This window comes from Alteromonas sp. MmMcT2-2, assembly GCF_022348305.1.
Classification (GTDB): Bacteria; Pseudomonadota; Gammaproteobacteria; order Enterobacterales; family Alteromonadaceae; genus Alteromonas; species Alteromonas macleodii.
In genome coordinates, this window is the sequence record NZ_JAKRFA010000013.1 from 74,193 (window position 1) to 99,575 (window position 25,383).

The 25,383-nt window shown below is 43.1% G+C and carries 21 protein-coding genes; 11 read left to right on the plus strand and 10 right to left on the minus strand.

Translation table 11 applies throughout. The features are described from left to right. Positions 1-7: 7 nt before the first annotated feature. Genes MHM99_RS09990 through MHM99_RS10010 form a run of 5 tightly spaced genes read right to left on the minus strand, consistent with a single transcriptional unit; the run spans position 8 to position 4,454 of the window. On the minus strand, positions 8-1,264 hold the full coding sequence (locus tag MHM99_RS09990; RefSeq protein WP_239219180.1) for a cyclopropane-fatty-acyl-phospholipid synthase family protein: 1,257 nt from the start codon (positions 1,262-1,264) through the stop codon (positions 8-10). A gap of 2 nt (positions 1,265-1,266) precedes the next feature. Continuing rightward, positions 1,267-2,010 (minus strand): DUF1365 domain-containing protein, encoded by a 744-nt coding sequence (locus tag MHM99_RS09995; protein ID WP_080986395.1) that lies wholly within the window; start codon positions 2,008-2,010, stop codon positions 1,267-1,269. Beyond that, positions 2,007-3,272: an FAD-dependent oxidoreductase gene (locus tag MHM99_RS10000; protein WP_049586608.1), complete on the minus strand. Its 1,266-nt coding sequence runs from the start codon at positions 3,270-3,272 to the stop codon at positions 2,007-2,009. Before MHM99_RS10000 ends, MHM99_RS09995 begins: the two co-directional genes overlap by 4 nt. 10 nt (positions 3,273-3,282) lie before the next feature. After that, positions 3,283-4,002 (minus strand): SDR family NAD(P)-dependent oxidoreductase, encoded by a 720-nt coding sequence (locus tag MHM99_RS10005; protein ID WP_049586609.1) that lies wholly within the window; start codon positions 4,000-4,002, stop codon positions 3,283-3,285. After that, complete coding sequence (locus MHM99_RS10010; RefSeq protein ID WP_049586611.1) at positions 3,999-4,454, minus strand: nuclear transport factor 2 family protein; 456 nt, start codon at positions 4,452-4,454, stop codon at positions 3,999-4,001. The genes MHM99_RS10005 and MHM99_RS10010 overlap by 4 nt, the downstream gene beginning before the upstream one ends. Before the next feature lie 256 nt (positions 4,455-4,710). Here MHM99_RS10010 and MHM99_RS10015 point away from each other — a divergent pair, with 256 nt between their 5' ends. From MHM99_RS10015 to MHM99_RS10025, 3 genes are all read left to right on the plus strand, one after another. Next, positions 4,711-5,286, plus strand: a complete 576-nt coding sequence (locus tag MHM99_RS10015; protein ID WP_014950075.1) for an LON peptidase substrate-binding domain-containing protein — start codon at positions 4,711-4,713, stop codon at positions 5,284-5,286. A 118-nt stretch (positions 5,287-5,404) separates the two neighbouring features. After that, on the plus strand, positions 5,405-6,016 hold the full coding sequence (locus tag MHM99_RS10020) for a sigma-70 family RNA polymerase sigma factor (protein WP_049586614.1): 612 nt from the start codon (positions 5,405-5,407) through the stop codon (positions 6,014-6,016). Further along, complete coding sequence (locus MHM99_RS10025; RefSeq protein ID WP_049586615.1) at positions 6,009-6,752, plus strand: ChrR family anti-sigma-E factor; 744 nt, start codon at positions 6,009-6,011, stop codon at positions 6,750-6,752. The genes MHM99_RS10020 and MHM99_RS10025 overlap by 8 nt, the downstream gene beginning before the upstream one ends. Positions 6,753-6,863: 111 nt before the next feature. Here the strand turns inward: MHM99_RS10025 and MHM99_RS10030 are convergent, their stop codons facing one another. After that, positions 6,864-7,628 (minus strand): outer membrane protein assembly factor BamD, encoded by a 765-nt coding sequence (locus tag MHM99_RS10030; RefSeq protein ID WP_014950072.1) that lies wholly within the window; start codon positions 7,626-7,628, stop codon positions 6,864-6,866. A gap of 186 nt (positions 7,629-7,814) precedes the next feature. Here MHM99_RS10030 and rluD point away from each other — a divergent pair, with 186 nt between their 5' ends. The 5 genes from rluD (at position 7,815) to MHM99_RS10055 (ending at position 14,256) form a co-directional block, all read left to right on the plus strand. Beyond that, positions 7,815-8,798 carry a 23S rRNA pseudouridine(1911/1915/1917) synthase RluD gene (gene rluD, locus MHM99_RS10035; protein WP_014950071.1) on the plus strand — a complete coding sequence of 328 codons (984 nt, stop codon included), beginning with the start codon at positions 7,815-7,817 and terminating at the stop codon, positions 8,796-8,798. 16 nt (positions 8,799-8,814) lie between these two features. After that, entirely contained in the window at positions 8,815-9,570 is a 756-nt protein-coding gene (gene pgeF / locus MHM99_RS10040; protein ID WP_187447346.1) for a peptidoglycan editing factor PgeF, read from the plus strand. A gap of 249 nt (positions 9,571-9,819) precedes the next feature. Beyond that, positions 9,820-12,396 (plus strand): ATP-dependent chaperone ClpB, encoded by a 2,577-nt coding sequence (gene clpB / locus MHM99_RS10045; protein ID WP_014950068.1) that lies wholly within the window; start codon positions 9,820-9,822, stop codon positions 12,394-12,396. Positions 12,397-12,627: 231 nt separating this feature from the next. Continuing rightward, positions 12,628-12,948: a hypothetical protein gene (locus MHM99_RS10050; RefSeq protein ID WP_187447344.1), complete on the plus strand. Its 321-nt coding sequence runs from the start codon at positions 12,628-12,630 to the stop codon at positions 12,946-12,948. Positions 12,949-13,128: 180 nt separating this feature from the next. Next, positions 13,129-14,256, plus strand: coding sequence for a DcaP family trimeric outer membrane transporter (locus MHM99_RS10055; protein ID WP_239219182.1), 1,128 nt, complete (start codon positions 13,129-13,131; stop codon positions 14,254-14,256). Positions 14,257-14,318: 62 nt separating this feature from the next. On the opposite strand, the gene MHM99_RS10060 is transcribed toward MHM99_RS10055, so the two are convergent. Next, positions 14,319-15,224 carry a LysR family transcriptional regulator gene (locus tag MHM99_RS10060; protein WP_239219184.1) on the minus strand — a complete coding sequence of 302 codons (906 nt, stop codon included), beginning with the start codon at positions 15,222-15,224 and terminating at the stop codon, positions 14,319-14,321. A gap of 160 nt (positions 15,225-15,384) precedes the next feature. Between MHM99_RS10060 and MHM99_RS10065 the strand changes: the two genes are divergently transcribed. Together MHM99_RS10065 and dld are read left to right on the plus strand one after the other, a co-directional pair. Further along, on the plus strand, positions 15,385-17,094 hold the full coding sequence (locus MHM99_RS10065) for an L-lactate permease (RefSeq protein WP_239219195.1): 1,710 nt from the start codon (positions 15,385-15,387) through the stop codon (positions 17,092-17,094). A gap of 38 nt (positions 17,095-17,132) precedes the next feature. After that, complete coding sequence (gene dld / locus MHM99_RS10070) at positions 17,133-18,836, plus strand: D-lactate dehydrogenase (protein ID WP_239219197.1); 1,704 nt, start codon at positions 17,133-17,135, stop codon at positions 18,834-18,836. Positions 18,837-18,854: 18 nt separating this feature from the next. Here dld and prsT read toward each other — a convergent pair whose 3' ends face one another. From prsT to xdp1 (MHM99_RS10085), 3 genes are all read right to left on the minus strand, one after another. Next, positions 18,855-21,668, minus strand: coding sequence for an XrtA/PEP-CTERM system TPR-repeat protein PrsT (prsT, locus tag MHM99_RS10075; protein ID WP_239219199.1), 2,814 nt, complete (start codon positions 21,666-21,668; stop codon positions 18,855-18,857). Between the two features lie 105 nt (positions 21,669-21,773). Beyond that, entirely contained in the window at positions 21,774-22,640 is an 867-nt protein-coding gene (gene xdp1 / locus MHM99_RS10080) for an exosortase-dependent surface protein XDP1 (protein WP_239219201.1), read from the minus strand. A gap of 182 nt (positions 22,641-22,822) precedes the next feature. Further along, a complete protein-coding gene (gene xdp1, locus MHM99_RS10085; RefSeq protein ID WP_239219203.1) occupies positions 22,823-23,758 on the minus strand; it encodes an exosortase-dependent surface protein XDP1 in 936 nt (311 codons plus the stop codon). 376 nt (positions 23,759-24,134) lie between these two features. Here xdp1 (MHM99_RS10085) and pssA point away from each other — a divergent pair, with 376 nt between their 5' ends. Continuing rightward, a complete protein-coding gene (gene pssA / locus MHM99_RS10090; RefSeq protein ID WP_061095445.1) occupies positions 24,135-24,938 on the plus strand; it encodes a CDP-diacylglycerol--serine O-phosphatidyltransferase in 804 nt (267 codons plus the stop codon). Positions 24,939-25,383: the final 445 nt, after the last annotated feature.

A 25,383-nucleotide genomic window follows, 5' to 3' on the forward strand; every position in this document is an offset into this window, starting at 1 on the left:
AGCGTTGTTAAACACGAGCCAAATCAAGTCTGTAATGAGGCTTTGAAATCACAAGTTGAACGGTACTGATTGTTCTTTCTAAAAAACCACCTTCACAATATTTCAGGTAGTAGGTCCACATTCGCATAAAACGCTCGTCATAACCGTCGTTTAAAAGCTCATCTTTTGCAGAAATAAATGCTTCATACCAATGGTTCAATGTTTTCGCATAGTCAATCCCGATGTCGTGTAAGTCACGAATCATCATATTAGTGTACTTTTTCAGGTGAGCGTTAAGCTGGTGCTGAGAAGGTAAAAATCCCCCCGGAAAGATATATTTCTGAATAAAGTCGACACTATTTGAATAGCTGTCGTAACGTCTGTCATCAATGGTTATTGACTGAAGCAGCATTAGGCCGTCGTCTTTTAAAAGTGACGAGCATTTCTCAAAGAAATTTCCTAAAAATTGTTTGCCTACAGCTTCAATCATCTCGATAGACACGAGCTTATCGTACTTGCCTTCAAGTAGGCGATAATCCTTTTTCAGCAAAGTGATTTTGCTTTCAAGTTCTTCTCGGGCAATCCATTCTTTTGCCCATGCATGCTGCTCTTCTGAAATGGTAGTGGTCGTTACGCGGCAACCATAATGCTTAGCAGCATAGACGGCTAGCCCGCCCCAGCCCGTGCCAATCTCTAGAAGATGATCGGTTTCGCTAAGCTGTAACTTGTCGCAAATGGCTTTGAGCTTGTAATTTTGTGCATCATTGAGAGTTGCATTCGGATCTGGGTATATGGCTGACGAATACATCATTGTTGGGTCAAGGAAGCGGGTATAAAGCTTATTACCCAGATCGTAATGCGCCTCGATATTTTTCTTGGCTTGGTCCTTTGTATTTCGACGTGCAAAGTGTTGAATCTTGTTGATGGGCATAGTCACCCATTTAAATTTATTCTCCCATTCGTCAAGGGTAGATAAATTCCTAGCAAACACTCTTACCACGGCTGTTACGTCGTCACTGTCCCATAACCCATCCATGAATGCTTCTCCGGCGCCCACACTTCCGCCAAGCAATAAGCGTCGATAGGCTTGTACATTCTTGATATTTACCGTTGCACGCAAATCGCTTTCGTCTGTGCCGAAACGCGCAACGACATCGCCGTTTTCTTGAATGGTTAAACTGCCAAAAGGCAGTTGTTTTAAGCATTGTAGGAATAGAGTTCTACACGCTTTATCTACAAAGGAGACCTCTGAGGTGGTCAGTAGTACAGATTCACCAAAAGACATTGTTATTGTTCCTGACTTTTTTCTGGGTGTGTATACAGTGGCGTTCGTTTAAGCAGTAGTTTAAGCGCGTGCCAATAAATTCCAGCCACAGTTTTTATTGTCATACTGGGTATACGTTTAAGTGCCGCAGATAGATTCGCATTATCTAAAGTAAATTTAGTCAAATTAATCCCTGCACTGAACTCTTTGTCGTCTCTTACACAATCCATCGCAAGTGACAGTCTAGCCGACGGCTGCGATATCGACCATTTGTAGGTCATATCCATTGGATTAAACGGGGAAACATGAAAAGCTTTTGGCGTATCGTCTTGAGTATCTAGATTTACAAGGTAGTGATGACGCTCATTCCACGGCGTGTTACTTACTTCGGCAAGCATATGTGTATACTTACCTTCGGCATTGCGTAGGTAATAGAAATTCACCGGGCTGAAATAAAGCCCCCACATACGCAGTTGTCCCAGCATAAAGACATCGCCTTGAAGCGTCTTCCCTCCGTTTAACTCTGTCATTCTGTCTATTACTGCCTGACCTAGAGGAAAAGAGGGATCACCTAAGTAGTCTTCACGCTTGAAACGCACTCTAGCCTTGTCGTATGCAGAGAAGCGTTTTAACGAACTGGACAAGATTTCGAGTTCGTTGCTCTCAAGCTTTAGCCAAAATAAATAAATGTCATAGTCAAATTTATGCTGGGTAGGCTTAAACCGTTGGTGATAAACCTTACCCTTGTAGATGGCACTTTCTATCACAGGGCTTCACCAAAGCGAGAACAAACATCAAGTGCGCTAGTTACGCCGTCTTCATGAAAACCGTTATACCAGTAGGCTCCACAAAAATGTAAGTTGTCTACGCCACAAATTTCATTTCTTCTTGCTTGGGCGTTGACCATGCTGGCACTGTATTGCGGATGTGCGTACTGATAGCTTCGAAGAATACTCTTTTGGTCTATTTCCGCCGTATTATTTAACGTTACACAGTAGGTGCTTTGTGCTTCAAGGCGTTGAAGAATATTCATGTTATAAGTGACAGAAGCGGGGCGGGCTTCCTCACTTGCGTCTTCTTTTAAGCTGTAATTCCAACTCGCCCAAGCTAATTTTCTTTTAGGCAGCTGTGAAATATCTTTGTGCATCACCACGTCGTTTTCTGCGTAAGGGATATTTCCAAGGATATCTCGATGCAGCGAAGTCGGTGAGTGAATCATTTTTAACGCTTGGCCACTGTGGCACGCAAATACCACATGATCATACATCGCAGCGTTGCCTGAAGAGTCGGTAACCTGCCACTTATCATCGCTTTTCGCTACCGACAGAACGGCCGTCGATAGTTTTATCTTAGACTCAAATGGTGCGATTAAAGGCGGAATGTATTGGCTTGACCCACCTTTAATTGTGTACCACTGAGGACGGTCGGTAATATTGAGCAAGCCATGGTTGTTGAAAAACTGCAAAAAGAACGTGAGTGGAAACTTTCTCGTTTGCTCTAAGCTGCTGGACCAAATTGCGGCGCACATAGGCAAGATATAATAACGTGCAAAGTCATCGCTGAGTTTTAATTCTCTAATGACGTCTTCTAACGTAAGTGAAGAAGTATCACGGTTTTCTGCGACCATCGCTTTACACGCTTTGTTAAACGTCAATATGTCTTTCACGATGCGCCAAAATTTAGGCCTCAGAATATTACGCCGCTGTGCAAATAAACTGTTTAAGTTATTGCCGTTGTATTCGAGGTTTGCCTTTTTACTCATTACAGAGAAGCTCATCTCTGTTGGTTGATACTCAACATTTAACTGATTAATGAGCTTTATAAAATTAGGGTAGGTCCAATCATTAAAAACGATAAAGCCTGTATCGATATGGTAAGTTTCCCCATTGTCGCTTATTTTCTTCGTTGCAGTATGACCACCTATATAGTCATTTGCTTCGTACACTGTGATGTCGTGCTGCCTATTTAGAAGGTGCGCGCAGGTCAAACCAGAAATACCTGTGCCAATGATGGCAATCTTATTGTTCATTCATCTTCTCTTATTGTTTTTCTCTCATTGCCAACGACAATCGCTTTTGCAGTGGGGTTGGCAGTATATGCATAAAGCGCAGAATAAAACCAAAGAACCGAGGGAAGAAAACTGTTTGTTTGTTGCCCTCTATTCCTTTAAGCATAGCGTCAGCGGCTTCTTCAGCGCTAATTTTCATTGGCATTTCAAAATCGTTTTTATCTGTGAGGGGCGTTTCTACAAATCCAGGAGACACCGCTTGCACTTTCACGCCTTTGTGGTGAAGGTCTACTTCTAATGATTTAGTAAAATAATGTAGGGCAGCTTTGCTCGCACCGTACGCTTGCGTTCGTGTGAAAGGGAGTAGGCGAGCCATGCTGTCAACAATCACAAGCTTGTCGCCTTGCTTAAGTCGTGGAAGAAGAGCGTCTACACAATGAACAACGCCAAAGAAATTAGGTTCGAATACGCGGCGAAACATGTCTGGCTCGAAGTCGTCGATATCTACATATTCGCAGGTACCAGCGTTGAGTACAGCAATGTCAAATTTAACCGTTGTTAGCGCCCGTCGAGTATCGTCAAGATCAGTGACATCGAACTGGCATGCGCTAATATTATTGTACTTACTTAGCTCGTTGAGTGTGTCTTCATTTCGACCACAGGCAATCACTTGATAACCGCTGTTTGCAGCAGTTATTGCTAATGCTTTACCAATACCCGATGTGGCGCCAGTAATTAGAATACTTTTCACTTTGCTAGCTTCCCTTTAATTTTTTTAACGACAAAACCTAGGATGGGTACGTGCTCATAGACCATTTCGCCCAAGTCGTAATAATCTTTGTGGTAAATAATGCTGTCATCGCTGACACCAAGTTGCGTGGTGCCATCTAGCGTAATTTGCTTATCACTATCTTTCAGCGTAAGGGTCATCGTCCAATTTGCGATATGGGTAACCTTTGAATGACTTGATGGATGCTCTTCTGTGCCATTGGGCGAGCAAGTAAAAATGTCCGCAATGTCGAACTTACAGCTTTCGGCTTGCGTCAATAAGTTGGAAAAATAGCGTTTTACTTCATCAATGCCATGGTGTGTAGTGATTGGGTCGATAAACAGTATGTCGTCGGCATAGATATGTTCTAGGTCGTCTGGAGAAATTTGACATATGTCTGTGTAAATTTTACAAAAGCGTCCAATGACGTCCATGGCCTTTCCTTAACTCATAATTCAAAATCAGATTTGCATATCGGTAATGTCGACGCTTAAAAAAATTCGCGGTTATTTTCACGTTCAAATTGCAAGTCTCTGATATGAAATCTGTTAATGTTTTATTTAAAAACTAAATTACATTAATCGTCGTGCTAAAGATCATGTTTTTCCATTTATATGTGAAAAATTTTCCCATTCGATCCTAATTGTTCTCACTTGCGTAATTATTTTCGTGTTTTCGGAAGTGCTGAGTATGAGTGTAGAACGTTTTCCTTTATTTCCTTTATCTGCGCACCTTCTGCCGGAAGGTAGAATGGCATTGCGTATTTTTGAGCCGCGATACGTGCGAATGGTCAAACAGGCATGTGCCGAAAATAAAGGCTTTGTGATGTGTATGCTTAATGCTAATGGTGACAAAAATTTGAATGAGCATATTCATAAAATAGGTACTTATGCGCAGGTTGTTGACTTCGACATGCTCGATGATGGGTTGCTTGGCATAAAGGTTGCTGGTTCTCATTTAGTTGAGGTGAGTAGCATAGAAGTTGAAAAAGATGGTCTTCGTACCGGTAGTTGCAAGGTGTTAGAACCTTGGCAGTGCGATTTGGCTCCTCAACAAATAGCGCCTATGGACGAGCGACTTAAAGAAATTTTTGGAAATTACGAAGAGTTGGCATCGCTTTATGAATCACCAAAGTTTGATTGCCCTAATTGGGTATTAAATCGGTGGTTAGAATTATTGCCAGTAGACGGCTCGCAAAAACAGCACTTTTTAGCGCAAAGAGAATGTACCAGTTTACTGAACTATCTCTCTGCATTAATTGCTTAGTCGTTGAGTCGGTTAAAGACATTACAAATTCGTAATCCAATATTAGCGATTTTCGCATACGTTTTAAGTCATAACGCCGTAGAATGATACAACCAAAACGGAAAAGCGGACGAATCTTATGTTAGTTGGAATTCCTTTGGAACAAAGCAACAGCACAATCAAGCCTAAAGAGTGTGCAACTGAAATGTCTGATTACCTTGTCGCGGTTGCAGACACCCGATGCAAGCGCTCATTTGCAAGAGTGTTCAACTATTTCGCGCCTCGGCTGCGCTCTTATGCACTCAAACAGATGGGTAATGAGGCACTGGCCATGGAACTGGTACAAGATACTATGTCAAATGTGTGGCAGAAAGCGCACCTGTTCAATGCAGAAAAAGGTTCTCCGTCAACGTGGATTTTCACAATTGCGCGTAACATCCGCTTTGATATGCTTCGAAAGCTGCGGAATAGGAAAGAGGATGTTTGTTCTGACGATTTATGGCCAGTTTTATGCGAGCAAACAGCCGATGCAAACGAGGCGCCACTCGACGAACAAGTTACTTTAGAGCAGATTGGCCATTTGTTCGAATCATTACCTGTAAAACAGAAAGCAGTGGTTGAAGCTATCTATATTGATGGCAAGTCACAACAAGAAGTCTCCGATGAGCTTTCAATTCCATTAGGTACAGTAAAGTCGCGGACACGTTTGGCACTTCAACGATTAAAGGTCATGTTAAACGATAATGATTAGGTTTCACCCAAGTGCCCAGCAACTTAAAGATTTTGTTGAGGGCACATTGTCACCTGCTATATCACTGATGGTCTCTGCACATTGTGACATGTGTGAAAAATGTCAGCGTTTTGTTGAAATTGAAACGGAAAGTCTTGCTGCTCAAATGGTTTCGAACGTCAATTCAACCGCAAGCGACAAAGCTGAAATGTCGCTTCAGTTTGGTGACATGCTATCCCAAATTACGCAGCTCCCATCATCGAAACAAAATAACACTTTGATGGAACAGCCCACAGCGTATCGTGAGCCCGTAAAGAAGCGGGCGGCCTTGCGGGCGCAGGCAAGTGTAAATACCATCGAGTTAGATGGAAGAGTATTCACTGTACCCAGAACGCTTCACCGCTACATTGATAAAACAGGTAACTGGTCAAGTTTGGTCGGGAAGCTGTGGCAGGCGCCAGTTGACCTTGGAAACCAAGGTGTAGCTAACTTTATCTTCATGGGAAGTGGCGGTAGTGTACCTGAGCATACGCACCGTGGTACGGAATATACATTAGTCATTGATGGTGAGTTCAGTGATGGGCTAAGTCGTTATGATACCGGCGACTTTATTTTCATGGATGGTGATAAAACGCACACGCCAAAATCCGAAGGTAAAGAAGGCTGCCTTGTATTTAGCATTGTCGATCAGCCATTGCACTTTACTTCGGGCCTTGCAAGATTGTTAAACCCTTTTAGTCACTTGTTTTTCCGCTAGTAATCTATCAAGCGAACGCAGTCAATATGTGACATCCAGATACAAAAAAACGCACAAATGTGCGTTTTTTTATTGGTTGCATAAAGCTCTAGCAAAACAGAATAGCCAAATCTAGCTAATAAATTCGCTGTCAGGGTAGTTAAGCTTTAGTGTCTTCATCGCATTGTTACGCAATTCATCTAGGCCAAGCTGCTCATAACTTGAAACCATGATTTCGAGTGCTTGTTGCACTTGAGTGGTATTCGGGAAGTGCTCTATAACATAGCGACCACGGTTTGCTGCAGCGACATAAGCCTGTCGTCTCATGTAGAAACGTGCAATAGCGATTTCATAGCGAGCCAAGCGGTCTTTAATATGAACCATGCGCTGCTTCGCATCTGCGGCATATTTGCTATCTGGATATTGTTGAATCAGTCTACGGAAATCTTCAAACGCAGCACGAGACTTCGACGGGTCTCTATCCGTGCGGTCAATATTCATTAACTCTTGGAAAAGGTTGCTATCTGATTCCATGTTAGTTAATCCACGCATGTAATACGCGTAATCAACATCTGAATGGTTTGGATTCAGACGAATAAATCTGTCGATAGTGGCAAGCGTTTCTTCGTTTTTACCTGACTTATAATAGCTATAAATAAGGTCTAGCTGTACCTGATGGGATAGGGGACCGAACGGGTAGCGCGAATCTAGCGCGCTTAACGTTTGTGCTGCAGCGCTGAAGTTACCTACTTCCATGCTCTGCTTTGCTCTGTCGTACAGTTGCTGCGCACCCATGTTAGCTAATACGGCTTTTTCTTCATTATCTGAAGAGCTACATCCTGCGACAGATACCATAGCACCCAATAAAACGGGGGCCAGTAGACGAAATGATTTCATAATAATTCTATTTTCCTGCTAAACAGTTTTAATACTTCGCTGTCTAAGCTCATGTGTTAAACAACAACACTTTAATTGCATTCTAACGTACTAACGATGAGAAAAACCATACAAAAACGTAAACAAGGCAGTGTACAGCGTGAATACTTGTTATAATACCCTTTTTTAAACGTAATCAATGGTGTTATGACACAGTCGCCGAACACAATACAATTAGAAGCTTCAACGGAAGCTGCGCATTTTGGTTTACGGTTAGATCAGGTTTTGGCTGATTTGTTCCCTGAATATTCTCGTTCTAAGCTAAAAACTTGGATCCAAGATGGGAATGTTGCTGTAAACGGTGAAGTAATCACCGTGCCTCGCCACAAAATGCAAATGGATGAACTTGTTACTGTACAGGCCGAAATGGATGTACAAGTAACGAGCGAAGCGCAAGACATCGCGTTAAACATTGTTTATGAAGATGAACACATCCTAGTCATAAACAAACCTGCTGATTTGGTTGTGCATCCAGGTGCAGGAAACCCAAGCGGTACCGTGCTAAATGCCTTGTTAAATCATTGTCCAGAGATAGACAAAGTTCCACGTGCGGGCATTGTCCATCGCCTTGACAAAGACACGACGGGGTTAATGGTCGTAGCAAAAACAATTCCTGCTCAAACGCATCTTGTTGACCAACTTCAACGTCGGGAAATGAGTCGTGAATACGAAGCCGTTGCCTTAGGTACGATGGTAGCTGGTGGTATTGTAGATGCGCCTATTGGTAGACACGCAACAAAACGTACGCATATGGCAGTACGTGAAATGGGCAAACCAGCGGTCACTCATTTTCGTGTTATCGAAAAATTTCGCGCATACACGCACCTGCGTTTGAAGCTTGAAACTGGCCGTACGCACCAAATCCGCGTACACATGGCCCACATTAAGCATCCTTTGCTTGGCGACCAAGTTTATGGCGGGCGTCCTCGTCTTCCTAAAGGGGCGTCAGAAGAATTTATCGCTGCGCTTCGCGGATTCCAACGTCAGGCGTTGCACGCCGCACAGCTCTCGCTGTTTCACCCTGAAACTGAAGAGTGGATGACGTGGAAAGCTCCCCTACCTCAAGATATGCAGGACTTGCTTAAAGCCGTGAAAAAAGACACCGCGGACAATCCACAAGATATGCTTTAATGAGTAAGGCGAACTTATGACATTGTCAGATGCAAATTCACCTATATCATCCACGCTGGATTTGATTACGCCAGCGTGGTCATGTCCCGCAAATGTTGTTGCATACACAACGACAAGAATGGGAGGTACAAGCATAGGGGATTTTGCAGGTTTAAACGTTGGCGCCCACGTGGGGGACGACCTCCTACTAGTGAAAGCCAATAGACGCCTGATTCCACATAGTGAAAAGATCACATGGTTGGAGCAAGTGCACAGCAACCGCGTGGTGTCATTGCCGAGCGCAGATACCACCGCTGATGCGTCGTATTCTTCTTCAACATCGCATTTTTGTGCGGTAATGACCGCAGACTGCGTGCCCATTTTATTGTGTGATGAAAGCGGTCAAGAAGTGGCGGCAGTACATGCTGGTTGGAAAGGTCTCGATACTAACATTATCGGAAGTGCTGTTTCACACTTTGGCAGCGATGCAAAAAAACTCATCGCTTGGGTTGGTCCTGCAATCAGCGGGCCCTGCTACGAAGTTGATGCACAGTTGGCGAGTAAGTTTCGCCATATAGACGGTGCCATTGCCAATAGCTCTGATAGAGGGAAGTACTTATTAGATCTGCCTCTAGTGGCACAGGTGCAATTGCAGCAAGCTGGCGTTGAGAATATTACACAAAGTAACTTGTGCACTTACACTGACGAACAGCGTTTTTACTCCCATCGAAGAGCTACGCATCAAAACAAGCGCACGACTGGGCGTATAGTTAGCGTAATAGGCCTGCTTTAAATTGTTTCGAAAAAAGGCGGCAGTTTTAGTCTGATCAAACAGTTGCGCTAGATCAAACTTCATACATTATTTGTTATCTTTTTGGCTAACTTTTTAATCTCATACTTGAATCGCAATTGAGCAGCCTACATAACTAGAACATAAAGAATGCCATTCCGCATAGAGCATTACCCACTCAGCGAGAGTTAAAATGTTCGTAATCGCGGCGTGTTAACGCAGGTATAGTTGTTCATTAATTAGGTTGAGATTATGAGACTAGATAGATTTACCAGTAAATTTCAGCTCGCAATATCCGATGCTCAATCACTCGCATTGGGGCGAGATCATCAATACATTGAACCTGTCCATTTAATGACTGCCATGCTAAATCAGCAAGGCGGGTCAGTACGCCCTTTGCTTGACCAAGCAAACATCAATGTAAATGCGCTACGCTCAGCACTGAGCCAAGCTATTGAGCGCCTACCTCGTATTGAAGGCATTGGGGGAGATGTTCAATTAAGTAAAGACAGCGGCATTTTGCTAAATCTTTGTGACAAGATAGCGCAGCAGCGAAAAGACGAATACATCACTTCAGAAATCTTTGTTCTAGCGGCGCTACAAGATAAAGGGCGCTTGGGGGAAATCCTCAAAAGCCTGAATATCACTAAAGAAGCTATTGAAAGCGCAATAGACGACATGCGTGGTGGCCAGAAGGTCACGGATCCTAATGCTGAAGATGTACGTCAAGCGCTTGAAAAATACACGACAGATTTAACCGAGCGAGCAGAACAAGGCAAGCTCGACCCGGTCATTGGTCGAGACGATGAGATTCGCCGAACTGTTCAAGTACTGCAGCGTCGAACCAAAAACAACCCAGTACTCATTGGTGAGCCGGGTGTGGGTAAAACGGCTATTGTTGAAGGGTTGGCTCAGCGCATCATTAATGGCGAAGTGCCTGAGGGCTTAAAGAACAAGCGTGTTCTTGCCCTTGATATGGGCGCGTTAGTGGCGGGAGCTAAATATCGCGGTGAGTTTGAAGAACGCCTTAAAGCAGTGCTTAATGAGCTGGCTAAAGAAGAAGGCCGCGTGATCTTATTCGTTGACGAACTGCACACCATGGTAGGTGCAGGGAAGGGCGATGGAGCGATGGATGCAGGTAATATGCTTAAACCTGCGTTAGCCCGTGGTGAACTTCACTGCGTTGGTGCTACAACACTGGATGAATATCGTCAGTACATTGAAAAAGACGCAGCACTTGAACGTCGTTTCCAAAAGGTATTAGTTGAAGAACCAAGCGTTGAAGACACTATTGCTATTCTGCGTGGCTTAAAAGAGCGCTATGAGCTCCATCACTCGGTAGATATTACTGATCCCGCTATCGTTGCAGCGGCAAGTTTGTCGCATCGTTATATTAGCGACCGCCAATTGCCAGACAAAGCCATTGATCTTATAGACGAGGCTGCGTCTAGCATTCGATTGCAAATAGACTCCAAGCCCGAAGAGATGGATCGTCTTGAGCGTCGTATCATCCAGCTAAAATTGGAAGAGCAAGCTCTGGCCAAAGAAACAGATGATGCGAGTCATAAGCGACTTGAGATGATTGAGTTAGAGCGTGAGCAAGCGGAAACCAAGTACGCAGAGCTTGAGAAAGTGTGGCTGGATGAAAAAGACGCCATGCAGGGCACTCAAACCATTAAAGGGGAGCTTGAGCAGGCTAAACTTGACTTGGAAATAGCGCGACGTGCATCTGATTTGAATCGCATGTCGGAACTTCAGTACGGCCGTATTCCAGAGCTTGAAGCAAAGTTAGAGCAAGCGGCTGAAAACGAAACTCGCGAGACGACGTTACTCAAAAATAAAGTGACGGACGTTGAAATTGCAGATGTGCTTTCGCGATGGACGGGTATACCTGTAGCGCGAATGCTTGAGGGCGAGCGTGAGAAGTTGTTGCGTATGGAAGACGTACTTCACAAACGGGTTGTTGGACAAGAAGAAGCGGTTGAAGCGGTTTCAAACGCAATTCGCCGTTCACGTGCTGGGCTTGCGGATCCAAATCGACCTATTGGCTCATTCTTATTTTTAGGGCCAACTGGCGTGGGCAAAACTGAGCTCTGCAAAGCCTTGGCAGGCTTTATGTTCGATACTGAAGATGCCATGGTGCGTATCGATATGTCAGAATTTATGGAAAAACACTCGGTAGCACGCTTAGTGGGTGCACCTCCTGGCTATGTTGGCTACGAGGAAGGTGGCTACTTAACCGAAGCGGTGCGTCGCAAGCCATACTCGGTCATTTTGTTGGACGAGGTTGAAAAGGCACATCCAGATGTATTCAATATTCTGCTTCAAGTACTAGATGACGGCCGGTTGACTGACGGACAAGGACGTACTGTAGATTTTAAAAATACCGTTGTGATCATGACGTCCAACTTAGGTTCAGATATCATTCAAGATAAGCACAACGAAAGTCAGTATGACGATATGAAAGCGTCGGTAATGAGTGTTGTAGGGCAACACTTCAGACCGGAGTTCATCAACCGCGTCGATGATATTGTGGTATTCCATCCATTAGGGAAGGAGCAAATAAAATCTATTGCTAAAATTCAGCTTGCCTCGCTTCGCGCTAGGCTCGCAGAAAAAGGATATAAGCTTACTCTGTCTGCTGCGGCTATGGATAAATTGGCGGACGCGGGCTTCGACCCAGTGTTTGGCGCACGTCCGCTTAAGCGAGCGATACAAGTGCAGGTGGAAAATCCACTTGCGCATCAATTACTCGCTGGCGAATTAATACCGGAATCAACCATTCGTATTGATGCAGATGACAGCGGACTTTTCGTTGTCAGCAATTAAAACCAAAAGGCACTGGAGACAGTGCCTTTTTTATTGCCAGTAGATTCCGCGAAAGACCATTAATCGGCAGCTTCATAACAAAAAACGATTTACCAAAAAGCCACTGGTCGAATAGCGACAGATTACGCTTTCTTGTTTAATGAATTTTCCTAATACAGCTAATTAATTTTCTTGATTTAATAATAATAACGATTATCATTAACTTATTGTTGAGAGGGTTAAGAGGTTGCGATGCAGTTATATAATTCAAACGAAGCGGTAGTTTCTGTGCGCTCAATGCCCCGAGATATAGCTAAGCTTTGTGCGCATTTCATATTATGCATGATTGTGAGCGCAGTCGGTGCCATAGGTACTGGTTTTGCCGTATTTGCATTGAGTGTAAATCAAGCGACATTCTCGCCTGCAGATACTATTATGTCTGCACTTACCGTGTTTTCTTTGTCTTTGTGTTTAAGTTGGTTTTTGCAAAGTTGGGGTAAGGCACTTCAGTCAATATCATTACTTTCATTTATAGTATTAGCAACAAGTAGCCTTTTATTATTTTTCTATTGAGCGATTTATGCTCAATATTCTTCATCTCTTTACACAATTAACATTCAAAAAGTAAACCTCTGATTATGCGAATTTAGGAAAAAGTTAATATTCTAAACTCGGTTTATCCTCTGAGCACGAACGAATACATTATCCGCCCGTTAACGACATGTTAAATAGTTTCAGCTATTAGGACGAATAATGAAAACAAACAACAAATACACCCTACGCTTATCTGCTTGTGCATTAGCGCTAATTCTTAACCCTTCTCACGGCATAGAGTTGTTCAACGGGAAGGTCGGTAACGAACACGTTAAGGTTAGTGTTGGAGGTTATGCCAAAGTAGATGTCAGGCATGTTGAAGGGGATATTGCTTATCAGGATTATTGGATTGGTAATTTTCCTGGCGGGGAAGCAATAGAGACATCACACACAGGTTTCAATGTAGGAGAGTCACGCTTAAATATGGGCGTTTCTATAGGGGAGGTGAGTACTTTTATAGAGGTCGATATGTATGGCGGAGGGGGCAACGAAGCGGTAAGTAACTCTACCAACTTGCGATTACGCCACTTCTTCATCACCTATAAGAACTGGAGTGCGGGTCAAAACTGGAGCACCTTTATGCCGCTTCACGTTATTCCTGAGTCGTTAGATTTTGGTGGTCCTCATGTAGGAGAAGTGTTTGCAAGGCAAGTTCAGGTTAGATACACCTCAGGAAACTGGCAATTTGCCATCGAAAGCCCAGAGACCATTGGGGATGGTGATACCGACGCACCTGCCAATGCCGTAGGGCTTACAGGTGTAGCCGCTGACCCTGATGAGTCTACACCCGACTTTGTTGTACGATACAATTTAGATAGTCAATATGGGCAATATGCTTTCGGCTCTGTAATACGACTTGTCGATCAAGGAGGGGTTGAAGAAGTTACAGCAGCAGTAAATATCGCAGGCAAAATACCACTTTTTGCAAAAGATGATCTACGTTTTCAATTAACCGCGGGTAAGCCCGGTCGGTATGCTGCGGCCGGCATGACTGCTGATGTTGTTGAGGATCCTGCAACTCAAACATTGGAAACGGAAAGTACGCTGGCTTATACCGTAGCGTATCGCCATTTTTGGACTGAAACCCTCCGCAGCACTGTATTTTATGGAGCAGCTAAAACAGATATTTTGGGGCGCAAACGTTCGCACTGGGCGGTGAATGTAATTGAAACGGTAGCGCCGCGTCTTGATGTTGGCCTAGAGTTTGGTGCTTATTCTATCAATGATGACAACATAGACAGCATTGACTCCAATTACATCCAAGCGTCAGCTAAGTTCGCGTTTTAAGATCGCTTCAATTATGTTTAGCGCCATGTTTTTGATGTAAACGGAGATTACTTCAATGTTTATCAATAAAAATAGGCGCTTCTATTGCCAAACGCCTCTTGAAGGTAGTTGACCAGTAGCTTTAGCTTTTTGTCAGGCTGACGCGAACGAGGATAAACGGCATAAATACCCATAGTCTTAGTTACGTACTCGACAAGTAAAGGCGAAAGCGCCCCATCTTCGATATCTTCATGCACTAATGCCTTGGGAAGAAATGCTACACCCACACCTGCAATAGCGGCTTGCCTTAACGCATCCAAGTTATTTGACTGTATTCGCCCACCAATTTGAACGTTGTGAAGCTCTCCTTCAATATGAAACGGCCAGAAGTCTGGGCCAGTGCTATCGTACTTGTAAATTAAACAATTATGTTCAGTTAAGTCATCAGGATGATTTGGGCGGCTTTTGTTTTTAAGATATGTGGGGCTTGCGCATACTATCCATTTTGAATCTATAAGGCGTTTAGCAATAAGAGAGGAGTCCTCAAGGTGGGCTGTACGAATGGCGAGATCGTAGCCTTCTTCAATGATATTGGTAACGCGATTGGTAATTGCAAGCGCTACATCCACCTCTTCGTGTAAATTGCAAAACTCGGCAATTGCGCGATTTAAGACCAGTTTTGCCGATACATTGGGCATAGTAATTCGGATTTTTCCACGCACTTCATCACTGTAACCACTGACGGCATCTTCTGCGTCTTGAATGGCTAAATTGGCGATTCTCGCCTTATTGTACAGTGTTCTTCCTGCATCAGTTAAATTGAGCTTTCGTGTAGAGCGGTAAAGCAATTGAACGTTCAAATCTGACTCTAATCGTGCGATACGCTTACTTACTACAGAATTAGTTAGGTTGAGTTTTTGAGCGACCTTTGAAAAAGAGCCTTCATCAACTACGTTCACAAAAAGGATAATATCGTCTGCTTTTGCCACTATTAGTCCAAAAATGGAAATAAACTTTGTCTTTAATGCATATATATCAACACGTGAGAAATTAGTACAGTCGCATACCTAAATTTTAACCCTGCATTAACATCGAGTTTCTAACGTTAGAAACTCGAATAATTAACTAATTATAATAAGAGGAAAACTCATGAATGAGATAACCCTTGGATTATTAGCATTGTTACCTATAACGCTTTCAGCAGTGCTGCTATTGGGTTTACAGTGGTCTGCGAAAAGAGCAATGCCAGTTGTATTAGCAAGTACAGCACTTATGGCACTTTTAGCATGGGATATGTCGGCAGTACGGGTGGGCGCTTCAATTCTACAAGGCTTAGTGATTACAGTATCTGTTTTGTGGATTGTATTTGGTGCAATTTTTCTGCTCAACACATTGAAATATACTGGAGCAATTGATGTTATCCGCCAGGGTTTCACCAACATTTCACCTGATAGAAGAGTCCAGGCAATAATCATTGCTTGGTGCTTCGGTACTTTTATTGAAGGTGCTTCTGGTTTTGGCACGCCGGCCGCTATAGCGGCTCCTTTGCTTGTTGCCATCGGTTTTCCAGCATTGGCTGCCGTACTTATTGGTATGATGATCCAAAGCACACCCGTCTCTTTCGGCGCGGTGGGAACGCCTATTGTCATTGGTGTAAACAAAGGTTTAGACGGCCAAGCGATCAGTCAGACTTTGCAGGCTCAAGGCTGGCAATGGGAGCAGTTTATTCAACTAATCACCTCTGAAGTGGCAACTATCCACGGAATTATTGGCTCATTTATGCCAGTTTTAATGGCTGTAATGCTTACTCGCTTTTTTGGCTCCAACAAGTCTTGGCGCGAAGGGTTACAAATTCTACCTTTCGCCTTATTCGCAGGCGTCAGCTTTACCATTCCTTACGTATTTACCGGCATTGTATTAGGCCCTGAATTTCCATCGTTGATTGGAGGATTGGTGAGCTTGGCAGTGGTTGTTACTGCAGCTAAAAATGGTTTCTTGATGCCTAAAACAACATGGGATTTCCCGCCGAAAGCGTCATGGGACAAAGGTTGGCTGGGTAATTTGGAAATAAAAGCAGACGACATAACGTCACAAAAGGCCATGCATTGGGTTACGGCTTGGGTCCCTTATTTAGTTGTTGCACTTTTGCTCGTTATATCCAGAGTGTTTCCAACAATAAAAGAATTTACTACGTCGCTGACACTCTCATTTGACAACATACTGGGTGAAACGGGTGTAAGTGCATCAATCAGTCCGCTATATCTTCCTGGTGGGTTGTTGTTAATAGGTGCATTGGTTGCAGTAATCATTCAAAGTAAAAAGGTATCCAAGGGAGAAGTGTTGTTTAAGGCTTTCAATGATTCCAGCAAAACGTTGCTAAGTGCTGGTTTTGTATTGATGTTCACAATTCCTATGGTTAGGCTTTTTATAAATTCAGGTGTGAATGGCGCCGACATCGTCAGTATGCCGATAGCTGGCGCGCAATTGTTCGCCAATATGTTTGGCGAAGCTTTCCCATTAATTAGCCCTACTATTGGTGCATTAGGTGCATTTATCGCAGGCTCGAATACAGTATCAAATATGATGTTCAGCCAGTTTCAGTTCGAAGCAGCACTAAGCCTTCAATTGTCACCTGCACTAATTATCGCAGCGCAAGCCGTTGGTGCGGCTGCCGGAAATATGATTGCAATACACAATGTTGTAGCTGCGTCGGCAACGGTAGGATTAATAGGGCAAGAGGGAGCTACTTTAAGAAAGACTATTATCCCAACTATATATTACGTTGTATTTGCAGGTATTTTAGTATGGTTGGGGGTTTATGTGTTTGAAGTCGGTGGTCCACTAGTCGGCACAAATTAATTTTTTAATACGCATTGCACTGTTCTAAGGAGTTATACATGCAAACAACCCCAATTATTGACGCTTTTACACGCGTACTCGGGGAAAGCAACCTTGCCGTAGGAACGCGCCAAACTGAGCACTATCGCAAGGGATGGCGGTCAGGCGAAGGCGAAGCATTGGCTGTACTTTTTCCACATACGCTAATGCAATATTGGGAAGTGCTAAAGGTTTGCGTTGAATATAACTGCATCATTATTATGCAGGCCGCGAAAACCGGCTTGACCGAAGGCTCAACGCCAAGTGGAAGCGACTACGATAGACCAGTGGTGGTTATAAATACGTTAGCAATGGACGATATTGTTCTGGTTAACGACGGAACGCAAGTATTGAGCTTTCCGGGAGCAACACTGTTCAAACTTGAAAAGGCACTAAAGCCACTCGGGCGTGCGCCTCACTCTGTAATTGGGTCGTCATGCCTAGGTGCGTCTATTGTCGGTGGTGTTGCAAACAACTCAGGTGGGACACTTGTCAAAAGGGGACCTGCCTATACTGAGTTATCGCTGTTCGCTCAGGTGGATAAAAGCGGAGAGCTAAAGCTTGTTAATCACCTAGGGATAGATTTAGGCGACACGCCAGAAGAAATTATCGGAAACCTTTCTTCTGGCAACTTTCCAAAATCTCTACCTGAAACCAGTATGAAAGCGTCGGCAAGTGATTATGAACACATCGTTAGAGACGTAAATGCTGATACGCCGAGCCGCTTTAATGCCGATCCAACACGGCTTTACGAAGCCAGTGGATGCGCAGGTAAAATTGCTGTGTTCGCGGTGCGTTTGGATACATTCGAAGTGCCTAATGAAGAACAAACGTTTTATATCGGTACGAATGATGCCTCTGTACTTACTCGTATTCGCAGAGACATACTGACTCAATGTAAAAACGTTCCTGAAGTAGGTGAATATCTTCATAGAGAAATGTTCGATATTGCAGATGTTTACGGGAAAGATACGATTATAAGTATTCAGCGTTTGGGAACTGACTCGCTACCTAAAATGTTTGCACTTAAAGGGCGGGTGGATGCCGTGCTCAACAAGTTACCTCTGCTTCCTCCTTACCTAAGCGACAGATTGATGCAGTTCGGTAGTAAGTTCTTTTCTGACCAAATACCCTCGAGTATAAGAACTTACCGCGACAAGTACGAGCATCATCTAATCCTTAAAATGAGCGATGGTGGCATCGAAGAGGTTAAAACACTTTTGGCCAAGCTGTTTAACGAAGAGAAGCTAGATGGTGACTTCATTACTTGTAATGAAGAAGAAGCGTCTAAGGCGTTTTTATTACGTTTTGCTGCAGCTGGCGCCGCGGTTCGCTATCAAACGTTACACCATAAGCAAGTAGGAGACATCTTAGCATTGGACATCGCATTGCGCCGCAACGATGATTTATGGGTAGAGAACCTGCCTGAGCACATCGCCAAACACGTTGAAAAGTCACTTTATTATGGACATTTTTTCTGCCATGTCTTTCATCAAGATTACATACTTAAAAAAGGCAGCGACGCCAAAAAAGTAAAAGCAGATATGTTGGCACTATTAGACAGTCGTGGCGCTAAGTATCCGGCTGAACACAATGTAGGTCATTTGTATGAAGCCGAAAGTAACTTGCAGAAATTTTACAAAGACTTAGATCCAACCAATACGTTTAACCCTGGTATTGGCAAAATGGAAAAGCACAAACGCAATTGTTCGTGCTGCCTATAGCTGCATGCGAAGAGAGCCTTATAGGCTCTCTAACAGCGTTCTTGCTTGAGGACGCTTAAAGAAAGGGCGTTCCACTTTTACTGCATATTCTAACTCTTTTTTCGCCTCTTCAATTCTATTGAGCTTGGCTAGCGTGTAGCCCAGGTGATAGCGAATATTTGGGTCGTTGGCGTCTCTGGCGAACGCATCCCTCAGCATTTTAAGGCTGCCTTCATAGTCTCCTTGTAGCGCTTTGATGTGACCGTAGGTATCCAATATTTTTGCTGAGTTTGGTTGAAGCTCGTAGGCCTGACGTGCATAGTTTTTTGCAGTGACTAGCGATTTCTCGATATGCATGATCGCTAGGCGATTGTAAGCCTCAGCAGGGTTGAGTAAGTTTGGTTGCTCAACAAGCTCCTTGTAAAGCGCTATCGACTCATCGAACTCTTGAATGAAGAATAAGTATTGCGCCAACAGGTTTTTTGCCAGCAGATTGTTTTCATTCTCGCTCACCAGTTTTCTTGCCGTATTCAAGAATACATCGACGAACTGATCGTTCAGTGCGTAGTTGTAAATGGCAACAAAAGCCTGTGCAAAAGTAGCGTCTACATCTAACGCTTTTTCGAACTCTTTGATAGCACGTTCACTGTTTCCCTTATTTGCTGCCAATCGGCCTTTCAAGAAATAATAAAGCGGATTTTGTTGTTGGTTTGCGGGAATGGTTGTTAGCAATGATTGTGCTTTGTCGTTGTTTTGCATGTCGAGCAGTAGGCTCACATAGCGCAACGTGACAAACGTACTTGTATTCGCTATTTCATACGCTCGGGCCATGGCGTCTAAGGCGTTTTCATCATTATCAACTCTTCGAGCTTGGTCAGCATATGCGATAAGCTTGCCGGCATCGTCATTGATAAAATTCCTCACAATACTTAGCGTTTTTTCTGCATCGGCACGTTGACCTGCTTCTAACTGAAGCGCTGCTTTTCGAAGGAGATAATCGGCGTTGTCGAAATCGTCTTTGATTAAGAGGTCTAAGTGATAGAGCGCATTTTTTGTGTCGCCTTGTTGTTGATACAAAGACGAAACGCGCTCTCTCGCTCCAGTATTTGAAGGTGTGAGCGTCAATATATCGAGATAAATTTGCTTAGCTTCTTCTAGGTTTCCTGCTTTGTTTAAATTGAACGCTTTCAGCATCAGCGTTTCATTATGTTGGGGAGACAGAGCAAGTAACTCTTCTACTAGCAGGTTAGATTTATCGACATTTCCTAAACGGCTTTCCGTGGCTGCTAAATTGAATTTCGCAGGGAAAAGTGTCGGGTTTTGCGCTAGCGCTTTTTCTATGTTGACCTTGGCTTCTTCTAATCGACCCTGTCTAATCAATATACCGGCTTTAAGATTGAAAACTTCTGCTTCGTTTGGAAACAAAGCGCTTAGTAAGTCAGCGCCTTTTAATGCATTCTTAAACTGCTGAGCTTGTAAATTCATCAATGAATAAGTGAAAAGAAAGCCGGCATTATCCTTGTAGGTAGATAAGTTATTTTCAAGAATCGATAGCGCTTCATCTTGTTTACCTCTGGCAGCCATTAATTTAATCTTAAATAGCTGGAGCTTGTTTTCATTCGGGTATTTATATTCAAGATTTTGCAAAAGTCGCTCGGCTTTAAAGGCTTTGTTTTGGCGAATAAATAAGTCACCTAAAAGCAGTGCTGAGTCTGGGTCTTCCATTAACGCATCCTGATGACGTTCAAGCAGGGCAAGGGCCTGTTTATCTTGTTGAGTCGCCATGTAAACTTGGCTCAACATCAATACCGCCTGTAAGTCATCAGGCTCTTGTTGCAAATAAGCGTTAAAATCTTTCGCGGCTGTTTCCATGTTGTTATTAAAGAAGTTAGTTAAACCACTTATGTAAAGCAACATGGGCTGTGAGGTAATAAGCTCAGGATCCAGTTGAGCCATGAAGTCGTTAAGTTCTTTTAGTTTTTCGTTATCGATAGCTTGCTGGTTGTCTCTGCTTTGTAACCAGCTATTAAGTAAGATGGCCAGCGGATCATTGGGTGTATCTTGGATTATCTCATCTACGAACAGTTTTGCCGTGTCGTAGTCTTTCGCTTCTAAATACAAATCAACAAGATTCCGTAATGCAATGGGATCGTCTCGATTAAAAGTCAGCGCTTTCTGTAAATGTGCGGTTGCAGCGTCTGTATCACCCTGTCGGTATGCAAGTTGCCCCTTCAATCGCCATGTTATTGCATTTTTTGGTTCTAACGACATGGCTTTATTGATAAGCGAGGTCGCTTTGGATAAATCTTCATTTTGAAGAGCAATGGAGGCTAAGCCATTTATTGCAGGTACAAAATTAGGCGTGCGTGAAACGATTGTATTGTAATCACGTAGAGCACACGACTCGTCTTGCAGTCTAATACATGCAGTTGCACGTATCATCAGCCACTCGCGCTCTGCATCACCTGACAGTTTGTTTAGATCAGAGAAGTCTACAATTTCTTGGTACCTGTTCAAAAACAACCAAGTGTTGCCGAGAGGCTCTGCCAGAAGGTTGATATCTGCACCCATTTCCAACGCTTCTACAAACTCCATTTCTGCTGCAGTTAAGTAGCCATTAATAAGCAGTATTTTGCCCATTAGGATTTTTGCAGCAAGGTTTTCAGGATCTTTTTGTAAGCTGTTTTTAAGGTGGATATAGGCTTCGTCGTATTCGTTTTGATTAAACGCGGTCAGTGCTTTTTCGTAGTCTTCTGACGTAGAAGCAAAACTGTTAAAAGCGATTAATGATGAGGCAACTGCAGAGACAATAGCGCGTTGTACAACACGCTTTTTATTATTAAAAAAATCCATATATACCTTCGAAACTTAGCCTAGCCGCTGGCTTAAAAATAGCATAAAAAAAGGTGGCCTAAGCCACCTTCTAAAGATACGTGTTTTCTATGCGTTTTTAAACAATTAAACGCGGCGCTTACGTCTATAAAGAACAAGACCTAAACCCAACCCCATCAGTGCTAGGGCGCCAGGCTCACTAACTTCTGCGGTTGGTTGAGTCATTGACACACCAATGGAAGACAGTTTTAATTGTACGCTGTTAAAGTTACTCTTAGCGTTATCGTCGAAAATGGTATTGTATGCACCTATTAACCAGTATTTTGCACTACCAGTTAGCTTCGTAAATGTTGATTCGTACAAACCGTTTGAGCCTTTTGAACCTACGCCATAGTGACCTAGTGTATTCTCAACAATAGCGCTTGTAACAGTGTTCCAAGTTGAGTTGGCTCCGCTCTCAAATGCCGCAATACTATTAAGACCCGCAACAGTAACTTCTTTACTATCATTGTCGCCGACTACCCAAGTGAAGGCTGCATTTTCAAGAGTCACTGACTCGCTAAATGACAGTAAGAACATATCAAAATCTCTGCCACCGCCGTCACCGCTATTATCAACTGCGTGACTATCACCTCTCCAAGAATAATCACTATTTTTAATTCCGTAGCCAACGTGTCTATTTGCTAAAGTACAACCATTATTACCAAGCGTACAGTTCCACCAACCTTGAATATTGCCCTGGGCAAGTTTGTCGTCGGCGTGTCCTGCAGAGTTTGACCAAGCAGTGATTCCTACATCAACTGTAACGCCGTTGATCTCGATTGAGGTATTGCTGTTTTGCGCATTGGTCGTTTGTGAGTAATTAGCGCTGCCATTAGAATTGGCGAGTGTGTATTGTGCATCATACTTTGCACTGTTGAGGCTTGAATCTGTAGCGAAAACTGATGAACTAACAGCAAGTAATAGTATTGTCAGCGATGTAGAAAACTTCATATTTTGAACTACCCAAAAAGCAAAATTAGATGATTATTTCTAATGTTATGCTTATTTCGTGCCAGTTTGTTTAAGTTTATGATTTTTAAGTTAATGTTATAATTTGAAAAGGGACGATATGAGAGAGGGTAAAAAAAACTGACAGATTTTTCAATCTGTTAGTGATCTAAAGTCTAATTTCTTCAAATGAATTTTTTGCGACGCCACATCACGAGAAGTGAACAAGCCATGAGTAAGCCAATGGTGCCAGGTTCAGAAACTTCTGTTGGCGTTGGCGTACCGGCAGACTCTGTTACAGAGAAGCCAACATTAGCAAGCTTAAAGGCATCATTACCTACATGGCCGCCAATATTTCCGAATACGGTGTTATAAGCGCCAACCAACCAATATTGAGCGGACTCAGTGAAAGTAAAGTCAGCGCGGTGATCTAAATATTCACAGTTTTCAATATCAAATGAGGCTGAAGTTAAGGCGTTAGCGACAATATCGCTCCACGTGTTAACACCTGAGGTTAGTTTCGAAGTATTACTTAGTGCTGCAACAGATACTTGGCTGTCGCTGCCACTGTAAAGCCATGAAAAACTTGCGCCCGTTAGTGTCACCGCAGAGTCGAACGATAACAACACGAAGTCATAGTCACGTTCAACGTTAGTCATACCACTGTAATAAGCGTTCGCGCTACCTTGAGAGTAATAGTTGATATTGTCAATGGCGTGGTCGGCACCGTCGCGATAGTATGCTTCATCATTGTTTGTTATGCCGTAAGCCCATTTATCTGAGATTTTTTCTAACTTGGCGCCAACGACTGTTTCGCCGGTAACTCCTTGTGTGTCAGAAAAGGCGGACATATTAATATTTAATCCGTCTATTTGAACAAAGGAATTATTCGTCTGATTGGTTTGTGTCACTTTGTCATCGACTAGATCGTAAGTGTATTCTCCCAACGGAGAGTTACATACTTTGCTTTGTTCGTTGCTTTGGCTCGATGACCCACAGTGAGAATAACTTTGCTTTTTATAGTAGGTAGCGAATGCTGAATTAGCACTCAGGGTAGATAGCAAAGCTGTGGAAAGTAATAGTACAGTTTGCAAAGAAAACGTTTTTTGTAGCGTTCGCATAATTGCTTTCCTATATATGAAGCGCAAAGCACTTCAAGTACACGCCGAGTGATGTGTGCGCACATTATGTGAACACAAACTTGGTAGTACCTAATTTCAACATGGACTTGTATGATATATGAACGGTGAGCTATTTAAGGTATATAACCGTATACTTAGTTATTAGTTGTTTGTTTAATCGTGAGCATACGCGGTCCTGAATAAATAGAAGCCAAGCGCCGGCATTGTGGTAGGAGTACGTGTAATCAATGCAAAGCTAATAACGTTTTGCAACGGCGCTATGTAAAGGAACGAGGCAGTCTTTTTACTTTGCTATGCGTTCCTGCATATCTATGAAATAATTAGTGCAATTGTATATGTAGAAGTATGAGGACATATGTCTGATCAAAAACGTAAAGGGATATACTTACTTCCCAACTTATTAACAACAGCAGGGTTGTTTTCGGGTTTCTTTGCTGTGGTTTCGTCAATGAACGGCAGGTTCGAAGCCGCGGCAGTGGCTATCTTTGTTGCTATGATTTTTGATGGCTTAGATGGGCGTGTGGCAAGAATGACGAACACGCAAAGCGACTTTGGTGCTGAGTATGACTCAATGGCAGATATGGTTTCATTTGGAATGGCACCTGCACTTGTTGCTTATAATTGGGGGTTAACTGAGCTGGGCAAGTTAGGCTGGTTAGCGGCCTTTATATATGTAGCGGGTGCAGCTCTTCGTTTGGCTCGCTTCAATACGCAAGTTGGTATTGCCGATAAGCGTTTCTTCCAAGGTCTCGCAAGTCCGGCTGCTGCGGCAGTTGTCTCTGGTCTTGTATGGGTTGGAGTTGAGTATGATGCTGTTGGTACCGATTATGGTTTAATAGTTGCTGCAGTAACTGGCTTGGCAGGTTTGCTGATGGTGAGTAACTTTAAATACAATTCTTTCAAAGAAGTTAATTGGCACGGTAAAGTTCCATTTGTAGGCCTTCTTTTAGTTCTCCTGATATTCGTTGTTGTAGCAACAGAACCCGCTTTAGTATTGTTCCTTGTTTTTGCACTATATGCGTTAGCTGGGCCTATCAATACTTTCCGTACCGTCGAGAAAGTAACGTTAAACGATGTAGTGGGCGATCATGAAGAAGATGCAGACTTCAATGCCGATAAAAAGAAAAGCAATGAAAGTGTAGACAATAAGCAGGAATAATTACGTAGCAATAATCAGATGTCGCCGCTCAATAATAAAGAGGATATGCTTTTTTGAGCTGATAGGATAAGGATATTCAAGCGTAAACGCATGCTTAATGTACTAATAGATTAAAAAGCGACCGAACGGTCGCTTTTTTTATATTTAATTAAAAAAGGGTGTTGACGATGCTACAGTAATGCGTAAAATGCGCGCCTCCTCAACAGGGAACAGCAAAACGCTAACAACTGATGAGGATGTCAAAAATCAAGTTTAAAAATAAATAAACAAAAGTTGTTGACAAAAAAAAGATGCGCTGTAAGATACGCATCCGCTTCGGGAGAGGCAGCTAGCAAAAGCTAGTAACGTTCTTTAAAAATTTAGACAAGACAATCTGTGTGGGCACTCGTTAAGAGTGTCACAACGACGATTCATATTTCGATATATTTAATTGAAGAGTTTGATC